This is a genomic window from Streptomyces coeruleorubidus (assembly GCF_028885415.1).
GTDB classification, from domain to species: domain Bacteria; phylum Actinomycetota; class Actinomycetes; order Streptomycetales; family Streptomycetaceae; genus Streptomyces; species Streptomyces coeruleorubidus_A.
The window spans coordinates 3,679,096-3,691,310 of the sequence record NZ_CP118527.1 but is presented as its reverse complement, the minus strand read 5'-3'; the positions used below and the strand labels follow the sequence as shown (position 1 = coordinate 3,691,310).

Genomic DNA, 12,215 nt, shown 5'->3' with positions numbered 1-12,215 from the left:
GATGCGAAACGCGGTGTTTACCGGTCATACGCGTTCATTGTGGCGGGTGTGGGGACCCTGTGGAGCCGTTGTGGACAGGCGGGCGCGGATGTTCCCGAAGTGCTCTCTTATGGCCTCCTCCGCCCGCACCGAGTCGCCGGACCGGACCGCGTCGAGGATCTCCCGGTGCTGCCGGCAGGTCACCTTCGGGTCCTGCGGCACGCCCCCGAGGTCCGTGCGGACCCGGTGGAAGGCGTCCCAGAACGCCTCCAGGACCTCGCTCAGCAGCACGTTGTCCAGCCCCCGGTAGAGGGTGGCGTGAAAGGCCCGGTCGGTCTCGGCGAGACCGGCTCCGCGCGCGGCCTGCTCTTCCATACGGTCGACGAGCCCGTCCAGTTCAACGAGGTCCGCCTGCGGTATCCGCCCCGCGAGCCGGGAGACCAGCCCGGTCTCCACCGCCTCCCGCAGTTCCAGCAGCTGGAGCAGGGAGTCCTCGCCCCGGTAGTGCCCGGCGACCGTGCGGAAGGCGAGGCCCTCGATCATCGGGGCCAGGGACATCGGGCCGACGTAGGTGCCGAAGCCGTGCCGGATCTCCACGATGCCCATCGCCTGGAGCGCCTTCAGAGCCTCCCGCACCGAGTTCCGGCTCGCGCCGAGGTACTCCATCAGCTCGGGCTCGGTCGGCAGCGGGGCCCCGGAGGCCAGCCGGCGGTCGATGATGAGCTTCTTGATCCGCTCCTGGAGGTCACGCGCTGCCATGGCGAGAGGGTATCCGGCCATTCGCGCGGTGGGCCGGGTTCCGGCCAGAGAGGCAAGAGGGCGGGGACGCGAGAAAGCCCCCCGCTTCCGCGAGGGGCTTTCCGGTCGGTGCGCCGCCAGGGACTCGAACCCCGGACCCGCTGATTAAGAGTCAGCTGCTCTAACCAACTGAGCTAGCGGCGCGCGCTGACGGCGTAACTCTACAGGACGCCCGGAGGTGCCCCCGACCACCTGCCCGCGCCCGGGCAGACCCCGCCAAGGGCGCCGCGTACATCATTCGGACCGTCAGCATGCGCGCGCGGAAGACAGTTGAGAAACTGACGGCGCGCGCCCGGACGGGAACAGGCGCGGTCTTTTCCAGCCGGAAGTGTGAGGGGAATCGCATGGAGTCTCCGGTATTCGAGGAATTCGACCCCGCGAGCGACTGCGACTGCCCCGGATGCGTCCACTGGCGCCGCGTCCTGCCGCATTCCTGGGCCGGCCGCACCACCGCCCACCCGGCCGCACACCGTGCCCTGGCCCTGGCCGCCGTGGCCTCGGCGGCGCTCGGCGCGGGCCATGCCGTACCGGCCACAGCCGCTCCGCACGCATCTCACCGACTCGGCGTTTCCGCAGGTGAAGAGCCCGACACCCCTCAGGGAGGCAAGGCCCCACTGCACGGCCCCGGTGGCCGTCCCGCCAAGCCCTCCGCCACCCTCAAGCTCACCGCCATCACCCGTACGGAGATCCTCAACCGGGCCAGGACCTGGGCCGCCGCGAAGGTGCCGTACAGCATGAACGACTACTGGTCGGACGGCTACCGGCAGGACTGTTCGGGCTATGTCTCGATGGCCTGGAAGCTGCCCGGAAACGAATGGACGGGCAGTCTCGCCCAATACGGTGAGCGGATTTCCAAGAAGGAACTCCAGCCGGGCGACATTCTGCTGTTCCACAATCCGGCCGACCCCGAGAGCGGCTCGCACGTCGTCATTTTCGGCGGCTGGACCGACTACACGCACACCTACTACATCGCCTACGAGCAGACCCGACCGCACACCCGCCGGCGGTCCACCCCGTACGCCTACTGGAGCGACTCCGATCAGTACGTCCCCTACCGGTACAGGGGCGTCACCCCGGAGGTACCGGGGAAGGAGCCGGGGACCCTACCGGGCAAGGAACCGGTCGGCGGGAAGCCGGGCGCACCGGCCGCCACGCCCTACCCGGGAGCGGCGTATTTCGGCCCCGGCGCGAACAACAAGTACGTCACGCTGCTCGGCCGCATGCTCGTCGCGCGCGGGGCCGGCGGCTCCTACGCCTCGGGCCCGGGGCCGCGCTGGACGGACGCGGACCGGCGGGCGACCCGGGCCTTCCAGCTGGCCCAGGGCTGGACGGGCGCCGACGCGGACGGTCTGCCCGGCCCGCGCACCTGGGAGCTGCTGGTCACGGGGAAGGGCAAGGACGTGAAGGCCGGGGCGGTCGGGCCGCCGCCCTCCTCCCACGGGGTCCCCGGCTACCCGGGCCGGGCGATGTTCCGGCCCGGCGCCAGCAACACCTACGTCACCGAGCTGGGGAGGCAGCTGGTGCGGAAGGGGTTCGGCCGGTTCTACCGGGTCGGGCCGGGGCCGCGCTGGGGTGAGGCGGACCGGCGCGCCGTCGAGGCCTTCCAGCGCACCCAGGGCTGGCGGGGCGGCGCGGCGGACGGCTACCCGGGACCCGAGACCTGGCGTCGGCTCTTCTCGTAGAGGCTCTCCTCGGAGGGCCCCGACCCCGGCACCGGGGATCACCGTTGTGACGCATCTGGCGCGGAGGCTGGAGGCACCCATGAGTACGACCACTTCCCACACGTCCGAGCCCGACGGACCGGCCGACGGACCGGCCAGACCCGCCCGGCTCATCCAGAACGAGGCCACCACCGAGATCCCCGTCCACCTGCTGTTCCGCGACGACCCCGACCCGGCGCCGGTACCGCTGAAGCCGGCGGTCGTGGGCCGCAGGCAGGGCACGGGGGAGCAGCCGCGCCTCGGACGCCCGGCGGCCCTCGCGCCGCGCCCGGTGCCGCAGGTCGACCCCGACCTGGTGGAGCGACCCGCGCGGGTGCTGCCCGGGGCGGCGGGCGTGCTGGCCGGGGCGGGCGGGGTGGCCGGGTGTGTGGCCACCTCCTGGTGGGCCGGGCTGCTCCCGCCGCTCGTGCTGGAGGCGCTGCGGCTGCCCGCGCACGCCGGGGCCGGCCTCGGTCCCGCGCAGTGGGCGGCGTACGTGGGGGCCGGGGCGCTCGGGCTGTTCGGGTTCGGCGGGCTGGCCCGGGGTCGGACCGGGCGGGCCTGGGTGCTGGATCTGTTCGGCCGCTACCGGGGGACCGTCCGGCGCTCGGGTCTGCTGTGGGTCAATCCGCTGCTGCTGCGTCGCCGGGTGGACGTACGGCTGCGGCACTGGCGCAGCGAGCCGGTGCCGGCCGCCGACGGAGGCGGGGTCGCGCTGCGGGTGGTCGTCCTGGTGGTGTGGCGGGTGCGGGACACCGCGCGGGCCACGCTGGGCGTCGAGGACCACGAGACATATCTGCGCGAGTGCGTCGAGGCGGCGCTGGCCCGGGTGCCGGTGGAGATGCCCGGCGGGGCCAGGGGCTCCGCGGACGCGGCGGCCGAGGCACTGACCCGGCTGGTGGCGGCGGACGCGGCGCCGGTCGGCCTGGAGGTGTTCTCGGTGCAGCCGCTCCGGGTGGAGTACGCCCCGGAGGTCGCCGCCGCGATGCACCGCCGCCGCATCGCCGCGCTGGACGCCCAGCACCGGGCGAGCGTGCTCACCTCGGTCGTGGACTCGGTGGAGGACACGGTGACCCGGCTGACCATGCGCGGGCTGGTCGAACTCGACGACTACGAGCGGAAGGTGCTGGTGAAGGACCTGACGGTGGCGTTCTGCGCGGGCCGGGGAGAAACAGCCCCGTGATTGGTATGGACATGTTCAACTCACGCCCATACTCTCAGACTTGGTCTAGACCTACCTGCACAGCTCACTGAACCTCCCCCACGTTCCCCAGGAGCGGCAGCATGCGCACAAGGACCAAGTTGTCCGCAGCCGCGGTGGGACTGGCCACGACCGGAGCCCTCGTACTCTCCTCCGGCGGCGCCAGCGGCCACGGCTACACCGACCTCCCCGTCAGCAGGCAGAAGCTCTGCCAGAACGGCACCGTGACCAACTGCGGCCCGATCCAATGGGAACCGCAGAGCGTCGAGGGCCCGAAGGGCTTCCCGGCCTCCGGCCCGGCCGACGGGCAGATATGCAACGCCGGCCTCGGCCAGTTCAGCCAGCTCAGCGCACCGCGGACGCCGTCCGGCGGGGCCTGGCCCACCACGAAGGTGACGGGTGGCCAGAGCTACACGTTCCGCTGGCAGTTCACGGCCATGCACGCCACGACGGACTTCAAGTACTACATCACCAAGCCGGGCTGGAACCAGAACCACAACCTGGCCCGCTCCGACCTCAACCTCACGCCGTTCTTCACGGTGCCGTACAACGGCCAGCGGCCGCCGTCGACGCTCTCCCACAGCGGCAGGCTGCCGTCCGGGCTGAGTGGCCGCCACGTCATCCTGGCGGTGTGGACGATCGCCGACACGGGCAACGCGTTCTACGCCTGCTCGGACGTCACGTTCTGAACCTTCTGAGGTTCCCTTGAGTCACCGGTGCGGCCGGTGTGGGTAGGTTCCTCCCACGCCGGCCGATCGGGGCCGGCGCATCGACCTCGGGGGATGCGCGATGGACGTGATGTTCTACGGCGCACCCGGCCTGATCATGGCCGGGGCGCTCTTCATGACATACCGCGTGCTGCGTCGCTGGCTGCAGATCCGCGGCGCCTGGAACAGCGGCCTGACGGCGCAGGCGCGCTGCCTGCGGGCGTTCACGACGACCCACGGCGGCGGTCATGACACCTCCGTCCGCACCACGCTGCACCACGTCTACGAGTTCATCACGCACGACGGTCGCGTGATCCGGTTCGAGGAGGAGAACGGGCCGGGGACGATCCTCGAGGGCGACTACGTCACCGTGTACTACACCGACGGCCCCCAGGTCGTGGCCACGGCCCAGGCACCGAGCCGGGGCAGGCACGCGGCGGCCACCGTCGGCATCCTGGCGTTCCTCGGCGTGATCGTCGTGTTCTGCGTGGGCTTCATGGTGACGTACACCGAGATGTCGGCGATGGCCTCGGACGTCGCCGGATTCTGACCCGCCTGCCGCAGGCTGACCAGGGAGGATACCGAACACGCCGAAGGGCCTCCCGCTCCCACGAGAGGCCCTTCACCGGTGCGCCGCCAGGGACTCGAACCCCGGACCCGCTGATTAAGAGTCAGCTGCTCTAACCAACTGAGCTAGCGGCGCATGACTCCCGCCGACCGCGTCCGCATCGCGCGTTCGCGGCGGGCGACGAAGAAAATAATACCTGGTCCCGAGGGGTGCTTCGACCACCCGGGACGCCCCCTAGATCGCCATGGACAGCAGGACCGGTGCCGCGTTGCGGTTGAGGGCGTCCGCGGCCTGGCGCAGGCGGTGGGCGTGCTCGACCGGGAGGGACAGGGCCAGGCAGCCGACGGAGGAGCCGGCCGTGACGGGGACGGCCGTGCCGACCGCGTATTCCTGGAGGTCCAGGACGGGCACGGTGGGCGGCTGGGACTCCAGCCGGGAGAGCAGCAGCCGGTCGCTGGTGATGGTGCGCGAGGTGAGGCGGGCCATCTTGTGCCGGGCGAGGTGGTCGCGACGGGCGGCGTGGTCGAGCTGGGTGAGCAGGCTCTTGCCGATCGCGGTGGCGTGGGCCGAGGAGCGGAAGTCGACCCACTCGTTGACCTTGGGCGTGGCCGGGCTGTCGGCGTACTGGGTGACGCTGATCTCGCCGTCGACGTACCGGCTCATGTAGACGGCGGCGCCGACCGAGTCGCGCAGCCGGTCGAGGGTGTGCTGGAGCTTGTCGCGCAGGGCCTGCTCGCGGTGGTGGGCGGAGCCGAGGCGGGCCAGCGTCTCGCCCGTGACGTACGCGCCGTCGGTGATCTGCTCGACGTAGCCCTCGCGGCGCAGCATGCGCAGCAGCGCGGTCAGCCGCTCGGGTCGGATGCCGGTGTGCCGGGCGAGCTCGGCGTCGGTGACTCCGGCGGAACTGCGCGCCACCGTCTCCAGGACGCGCAGGGCTTCTTGGGCCGAGTGGTACGGGGTGGTCGGCGGCTCGTGCTTCAGCGCCACGGTGGTCTCCCCCTGCGCTTGCTGTTGGGCCGTGAATCCGGACAGCGAATCCCCTCCACGATAACCGTCAAAGTGGTGGAGGAGAGCGGGGGTTGACAAGATTGCCGGGCCCCCGTACTGGGGCATTGACCCTCTGGCATATGCCAGAAGCATGCCCCAGTCGCCGGGCCCGGCATTCCGCCTGGTCACACCCTGTAGTCAGAGGACCGCGCTGAGGAACTCCCGCGTGCGGTCCTGTTCCGGTTCGCTGAAGATCTTCTCCGGCGGGCCGGACTCGATGACCCGGCCCGAGTCGAACATCAGTACCTGGTCGGAGATGTCCCGGGCGAAGTTCATCTCGTGGGTCACGCAGAGCATCGTGATGTCCGTGGAACGGGCGATGTCCCGCAGCACGTCGAGGACGCCCGCGACCAGCTCCGGGTCGAGCGCGGAGGTCACCTCGTCCAGGAGCAACACCTGCGGCCGCATCGCCAGCGCCCGGGCGATCGCCACCCGCTGCTGCTGCCCGCCGGACAGCTGCGCCGGGTGCTTGTCGAGGTGGTCGGTCAGCCCGACCAGCTCCAGCAGCTCGCGCGCCCGCTCCTCGGCGGCGTCCTTGGACATGCCGAGGACCGTGACCGGGGCCTCGGTGATGTTGCGCAGGACCGTCATGTTCGGGAACAGGTTGAACTGCTGGAACACCATCCCGATCTTCTTGCGGACCTCGCGCACCTGCTTCTCGGGCGCCGGGAACAGCCGCTCCCCGTCCACGGTGATCGTGCCCTCGTCGGGCTTGAGCAGCGTCATCAGCAGGCGGAGGATCGTGGTCTTGCCGGATCCGGACGGACCGATCAGCGTGACGTGCTTGCCGGCGTCCACGGAGAAGTCCAGGTGGTCCAGGACCGTGTGGTCGCCGAACCGCTTGGTGACCTGCTCCAGCCGGATCAGCTCGCCGGTGCTCCTGGCGGGGTTCTTCTCGGGGTTGGGGAGAGTGTCAGTGGGCAAGGCGTCGCTCCAGGGCTCGCAGGAGAAGGGAGGCCAGATAGGAAATGACGATGAAGGCCACGCCGATCACCGTGAGCGGCTCGGTGAACTGGAAGTGCTCCTGTGAGAACAGGCGCGCGTGGCCGAGCATCTCCAGCACGGAGATCGCCATCAGCATCGGCGTGTCCTTGAGCATCGCGATGACGTAGTTGCCGAGCGCGGGGACGACCCGGCGCACCGCCTGCGGCAGGATCACCGCGGTCCACGTCCGGCGCAGCGGCAGGTTCAGCGCCGTCGCCGCCTCCCACTGGCCGACCGGCACGGCCTCGATACCGGCGCGGTAGACCTGCATGGTGTACGTCGAGTAGTGCAGCCCGATCGCGAACACACCCGTGGTCAGCGCCGAGAAGGTCAGGCCCCACTCGGGCAGCACGTAGTAGAGGAAGAACAGCTGCACCAGCAGCGGGGTGTTGCGAACGAACTCCGTGACGGCTCCGACCGGCCAGGTCACCCAGCGCATCGGCAGCCGCATCAGCAGCGCCCACACCAGGCCCAGCGCGAACGAGATCAGCGAGCCGAGCACCAGGATCTGCAGGGTGACCAGCAGGCCTTCCCAGAAGTCCGGCATGAAGTCGGAGACCGCGCTCCAGTCCCAGTTCATCGGACCGCCTCCACCACGACCGGCTCAGGCGCCCGGGTCTTGCTGTCGGGCTTCTTCCCGACACCCGCCTTGAGCTTCTTCTCCAGCCCGCGCATGACCCGGGTGAGCAGGAAGGCGATCACGAAGTAGATGAGCAGGATGTACGTGTAGATCTCCGCGCTCTCCTGCAGCGCCAGGCGCACCAGATTGCCGCTGAACGCCAGGTCGCCCATGCCCATGATCGACACCAGGGCGGTGCCCTTGAGCAGCTCGATGAGCAGGTTGGAGAACGGCGGGATCATCTCCGGCACCGCCTGCGGCAGCAGGATCAGCCGCATCCGCTGCCACGGCGTGAAGCTGAGCGCGATGCCGCCCTCCTTCTGCGCCGGGTCGACCGCGCCCAGCGCACCGCGCACGATCTCGGAGCCGTACGCCCCGTAGGTCAGGCCGAGCGCCAGCGTGCCCGCCCACAGCGGCACCAGCTGCCAGCCGAAGGCCGGGGGCAGCACGAAGAAGACCCAGAAGATCATGACCAGGGCCGAGGTCCCGCGGAACACCTCGGTGTAGAAGCCCGCGAGGAAGCGGACGATCCACAGCCGGTGGGTGCGCAGGACGCCGACGACGAAGGAGACCGCCGTGGCCAGCAGCGCGCTGCAGACGAGCAACTGGATCGTGACCCAGACGCCCTTGAGTACGAGTTCCCAGAGTCCCGAGGTCATCCGCCGCAGAGCTCCTTCGCGGTCATGTCCGTCATCTCCGCCTCGGTGAAACCGAAGGGCTTGAGGATGCGGAACAGTTCGCCGCTCTTCTTGAGCTTGTGCAGCTCGACGTTGAAGGCGTCCCGCAGCTTGGTCTCGGTCGGCCGGAACGCGAAGGCGCCGCCGTCGACGTGCGGCTTGCCGTCCACGAGCGGCGCGAACGGCTTGGTCGACTCCGCCTTGCGGGACTTCTTCACGACCTCGCGGGTGGTGAGCGCCGTACCGGCGAACACGTCCACGCGGCCCGCCTCGACGGCGTTCAGCCCCGCCACCTGGTCCGGGACGATGAGGATGTCGCTCTCCTTGTACCCCGCATCGACGGCGTACTGGATCTCGGCGTATCCGGTCCCGGTGGCGAACTTCGCCTTCTTCTCGACGACGTCCTTGTAGCTGTGCAGCCCCATCGGGTTGCCCTTGCGGACGATGAACGAGTCGAGCATCTGGTAGTCGGGGTCGGAGAAGATGACCTGCTCGCAGCGCTCGGGGTTGACGTACATCCCGGCGGCCACGACGTCGAACTGCTGGGAGTTCAGGCCCGGGATGAGCGAGCCGAACTCGGTCGGCACGGGCTGCACCCGGTCGACGCCGAGACGCTTGAAGATCACCTTGGCCAGTTCCGGTGCCTCACCGGTCAACTCGCCGTTCGTGTCGATGAACCCGAACGGGATCTCGCCGGCGATGCCGAGGCGGACGACGCCCGCGGCCCGGAGCCGGTCGAGCAGGTCACCGCCCTCGGTGCTGGACGCCGTGGCCACTCGGCTGCATCCGGCGGCGCCCAGCGCGCCGAGCGCCGCGACCCCCGCGAGCAGCGACCGGCGTGTGGGCCTGGATGCGGCCTGGGATATGGGTTCCGGACTTCTCAGTGGGCTTCTCTGTGGTGGAGCCATGGGCGCGCGGCTACCCGACCGCATCCGAGTTATGCCGATCTTTTCAAGCCCCGCACGTCTCCCCGTGCGCCCTTGACCGCGGGGACGGCGGGCACTCCCATGGAGGCATGGCTGATCGATATATCGAAGTCTCGCTGGTCAAGCGCGACGTGACCTGCCGGGCCAAGCTCCTGGACGACCGCGCGCCGATCACCTGCGCGGCCGTCTGGGATGCCCTTCCGCTGGCCGGTGACGTCTACCACGCGAAGTACGCACGCAACGAGATCTACGCCCTTTTCCCGCCGTTCGCCGAAACCGAGCCACCTCTGGAAAACCCGACCGTCACCCCCATTCCGGGTGACCTGTGCTATTTCGCCTTCGCGGGTACGGAGTTGGGGACCAAGTCCTACGGCTACGACCGCGAGGTCCGCCCGGGGACCACGCTCGTCGACCTGGCCCTGTTCTACGAGCGCAACAACCTGCTGCTGAACGGCGACGTCGGCTGGATCCCCGGCATCGTCTGGGGCCAGATCGTCGAGGGCCTGGACACCATGGCCGAGGCGTGCAACGACCTGTGGAGGTCGGGAGCGGCGGGGGAGACGCTCAGCTTCCGGAGGGCCTGAGCCGGCCGGCGGACGCCACGCCGGCCTCGTACAGCGCGTGGGCCGCCCGCAGCACCAGATCGTCCCGGTGCCGGGCGGCCACGAGCTGAAGACCGATCGGCAGTCCGTCCCCGTCGGCGCCGACCGGCACGCTCGCCGCGGGCTGCTGCGTCATGTTGAACGGGTATGTGAACGGCGTCCAGCCCGTCCAGCGCCGGTAGCCGGATCCTTTCGGTACCTCGGCGCCCGCCTCGAACGCCGTGATCGGCAGGGTCGGCGTGACGAGCAGGTCGTACGTGTCGTGGAAGCTGCCCATCCGCCGCCCCAGGTCCATCCGGACGTCCACCGCGGCCAGATAGTCCAGCGCCGAGTAGCGGGCGCCCTGTGTGCAGATCTCGCGCAGGCCCGGGTCCAGCAATTCCCGCTGCCGCGGTCCCAGATGCTGAGTCACCCGGGCCGCCCCGCTGAACCACAGGGTGTGGAAGGCCTCCACCGGTTCGGTGAGGTCCGGGTCGGTCTCCGTGACGTAGGCGCCGAGCTCCGCCAGCCGCTCCACGGCGTGCCGCACCGCCGCCGCGACCTCCCGACGCACCGCCACCTGACCGCCCAGCACGGGCGAGTACGCCACGCGCAGCCCGTGCACCCCGCCTGTCAGGCCGTCCCGGAACGAACCGGGCGGCGGGGCAAGCGCCGACCAGTCGCGTGAGTCCGGATGGCCGATCACGTCCATCAGCAGCGCCGAGTCCGCCGCGTCCCGGGTCATCGGCCCGACGTGCGCCAGCGTGCCGAACGCGCTCGCCGGGTAGAGCGGCACCCGCCCGTACGTCGGCTTCAGCGCGAAGATCCCGCAGAACGACGCCGGGATACGGACACTGCCGCCGCCGTCCGTACCCAGCGACAGCGGCCCCGCGCCGAGCGCCACGGCCGCCGCGCTGCCGCCGCTCGACCCGCCGGCGGTGCGCGAGGGGTCGTACGGGTTGCGGGTCACGCCGCTCAGCGGCGAGTCCGTCACGCCCTTCCAGCCGTACTCGGGGGTGGTCGTCTTGCCGATGAACACCGCCCCGTGCTCCCGCAGCCGGGCCACGGACGGGGCGTCCTCGTCCCAGCGCCCCGCCGGATCCACGGCCTTCGAACCGCGCAGGGTCGGCGCGCCGCGCAGCAACAGGATGTCCTTGACCGTGACCGGCACCCCGTCCAGCAGCCCCTGTGGCTCACCGCGCCGCCATCGCTCCTCGGACTCCCGGGCCCGGGCCAGCGCGTCCTCGGCGGTCAGCCGGACGAAGGCGTTCACCTCCGGCTGGATCGCCTCGGCCCGCTCCAGCGCCGCTCGGGTCGCCTCCACAGGACTCCACTCGCCCTTGCGGTAGCCCTCGAGGAGCCGTACGGCGGTCAGCTCGGTGAGCTCGGTCATGCACCCTCCAAGGAACGTCAGTGGCCGGGTACATACCCGCGCTGCTTGTCGACCACGTTCTCCAGCGGCTTTCCGGCCGCCCACAGCTCGTACAGCTCGACGAACTGCGCGCCGAGCTCGTCCCGCCAGCCGACGATGTCGCCGCTCATGTGCGGGGACACGATCAGGCCCGGGACCTGCCACAACGGGCTGTCGGGGGTCAGGGGCTCGGACTCGAAGACGTCCAGTGCGGCGCCCGCGATCCACTGCTTGGCCAGGGCCTCGGCGAGCGCCTCCTCGACGACCAGCTGGCCGCGGCCGACGTTGACGAAGCGGGCGGACGGTTGCATCACGCCGAAGCGGCGGGCGTCGAACATGCCGTGCGTCTGCTCCGTGAGCGGCGCCGCCGCGATCACCCAGTCGGCGCGCGCCAGCAGCCGGTCCAGATCCTCCGGGCCGTGCACGCCGGTGCGCGGGGCGCGGCCCACGAGCGCCGTCGTGATGTCCAACGCGCCCAGCGTACGGGCGATCGCCCGGCCGATCGGCCCGGTGCCCACCACGACGGCCCGGCTCCCGGCGACCTTGTGCGACTCGCGGTGCCGCCAGGTCCGCTCCCGCTGCAGTTCCAGCGTGCGCGGCAGGTCCTTGGCCATCGCCAGCACGAGCGCGGCGACGTACTCGGCGATCGGCTGGTCGAAGATGCCGCGGGCGTTCGTCACCACCGTGTCGGAAGCGGCGAGTTCCGGACACATCAGATGGTCCACACCGGCGCTCGCCGTGTGCACCCAGCGTGGTCGTGGGCCCTCGCCGGGCCAGGCGTCCCGTACGGCGCGCGAGGTGAAATCCCACACCAGGAGTACATCCGCACGCGGGAGGCGCTCGGCGAGACCCTGCGCGTCGGTGTGTTCGATACGGGCGCGGCCGGTGAGGCTCCCGAGACGGGGGAGGGGTTCGGCGTCCAGGACGAGGAGGGTGGGGGTGGGCATGAGCAGCCGTTTCTCCAGCCGTGCGGCGGGGCGGCCTGCCTTCGGGAGGCGGCCGGTGACGACGAGTTAA

At 70.7% G+C, this 12,215-nt stretch carries 13 protein-coding genes and 2 tRNA genes; 5 read left to right on the top strand and 10 right to left on the bottom strand.

The genetic code is table 11. The annotated features are described in order from the left end of the window. Positions 1-24 precede the first annotated feature (24 nt). A complete protein-coding gene (locus tag PV963_RS17105; protein ID WP_274816601.1) occupies positions 25-738 on the bottom strand; it encodes a FadR/GntR family transcriptional regulator in 714 nt (237 codons plus the stop codon). Positions 739-847: 109 nt separating this feature from the next. Further along, positions 848-921 (bottom strand) — tRNA-Lys (locus PV963_RS17100). A gap of 200 nt (positions 922-1,121) precedes the next feature. Here PV963_RS17100 and PV963_RS17095 point away from each other — a divergent pair. From PV963_RS17095 to PV963_RS17080, 4 genes are all read left to right on the top strand, one after another. Then, on the top strand, positions 1,122-2,459 hold the full coding sequence (locus PV963_RS17095) for a peptidoglycan-binding protein (protein ID WP_274816600.1): 1,338 nt from the start codon (positions 1,122-1,124) through the stop codon (positions 2,457-2,459). Between the two features lie 79 nt (positions 2,460-2,538). Continuing rightward, positions 2,539-3,660, top strand: coding sequence for an SPFH domain-containing protein (locus PV963_RS17090; protein WP_274816599.1), 1,122 nt, complete (start codon positions 2,539-2,541; stop codon positions 3,658-3,660). A 101-nt stretch (positions 3,661-3,761) separates the two neighbouring features. Further along, the gene (locus PV963_RS17085) at positions 3,762-4,367 is read left to right on the top strand and encodes a lytic polysaccharide monooxygenase auxiliary activity family 9 protein (RefSeq protein WP_274816598.1); all 606 of its coding nucleotides are present in this window, start codon (positions 3,762-3,764) and stop codon (positions 4,365-4,367) included. A gap of 100 nt (positions 4,368-4,467) precedes the next feature. After that, the gene (locus tag PV963_RS17080; protein ID WP_274816597.1) at positions 4,468-4,935 is read left to right on the top strand and encodes a hypothetical protein; all 468 of its coding nucleotides are present in this window, start codon (positions 4,468-4,470) and stop codon (positions 4,933-4,935) included. A gap of 79 nt (positions 4,936-5,014) precedes the next feature. Here PV963_RS17080 and PV963_RS17075 read toward each other — a convergent pair. The 6 genes from PV963_RS17075 to ehuB form a co-directional block, all read right to left on the bottom strand. Continuing rightward, positions 5,015-5,088 (bottom strand) — tRNA-Lys (locus PV963_RS17075). A 99-nt stretch (positions 5,089-5,187) separates the two neighbouring features. Continuing rightward, positions 5,188-5,940 carry an IclR family transcriptional regulator gene (locus PV963_RS17070; protein WP_274816596.1) on the bottom strand — a complete coding sequence of 251 codons (753 nt, stop codon included), beginning with the start codon at positions 5,938-5,940 and terminating at the stop codon, positions 5,188-5,190. Positions 5,941-6,138: 198 nt separating this feature from the next. Continuing rightward, positions 6,139-6,924 carry an ectoine/hydroxyectoine ABC transporter ATP-binding protein EhuA gene (gene ehuA, locus PV963_RS17065; RefSeq protein ID WP_274816595.1) on the bottom strand — a complete coding sequence of 262 codons (786 nt, stop codon included), beginning with the start codon at positions 6,922-6,924 and terminating at the stop codon, positions 6,139-6,141. Continuing rightward, positions 6,914-7,564, bottom strand: a complete 651-nt coding sequence (ehuD, locus tag PV963_RS17060) for an ectoine/hydroxyectoine ABC transporter permease subunit EhuD (protein ID WP_274816594.1) — start codon at positions 7,562-7,564, stop codon at positions 6,914-6,916. Before ehuD ends, ehuA begins: the two co-directional genes overlap by 11 nt. Beyond that, on the bottom strand, positions 7,561-8,262 hold the full coding sequence (ehuC, locus tag PV963_RS17055) for an ectoine/hydroxyectoine ABC transporter permease subunit EhuC (RefSeq protein WP_274816593.1): 702 nt from the start codon (positions 8,260-8,262) through the stop codon (positions 7,561-7,563). Before ehuC ends, ehuD begins: the two co-directional genes overlap by 4 nt. After that, on the bottom strand, positions 8,259-9,188 hold the full coding sequence (gene ehuB / locus PV963_RS17050; protein WP_274816592.1) for an ectoine/hydroxyectoine ABC transporter substrate-binding protein EhuB: 930 nt from the start codon (positions 9,186-9,188) through the stop codon (positions 8,259-8,261). The genes ehuC and ehuB overlap by 4 nt, the downstream gene beginning before the upstream one ends. 107 nt (positions 9,189-9,295) lie before the next feature. Here ehuB and PV963_RS17045 point away from each other — a divergent pair, with 107 nt between their 5' ends. Next, positions 9,296-9,790 carry a DUF3830 family protein gene (locus PV963_RS17045; protein WP_274816591.1) on the top strand — a complete coding sequence of 165 codons (495 nt, stop codon included), beginning with the start codon at positions 9,296-9,298 and terminating at the stop codon, positions 9,788-9,790. Here PV963_RS17045 and PV963_RS17040 read toward each other — a convergent pair. Next, complete coding sequence (locus PV963_RS17040; RefSeq protein WP_274816590.1) at positions 9,771-11,180, bottom strand: amidase; 1,410 nt, start codon at positions 11,178-11,180, stop codon at positions 9,771-9,773. The genes PV963_RS17045 and PV963_RS17040 overlap by 20 nt on opposite strands. Before the next feature lie 17 nt (positions 11,181-11,197). Further along, positions 11,198-12,145 carry a D-2-hydroxyacid dehydrogenase gene (locus tag PV963_RS17035; protein WP_274816589.1) on the bottom strand — a complete coding sequence of 316 codons (948 nt, stop codon included), beginning with the start codon at positions 12,143-12,145 and terminating at the stop codon, positions 11,198-11,200. Between the last annotated feature and the right edge of the window lie 70 nt (positions 12,146-12,215).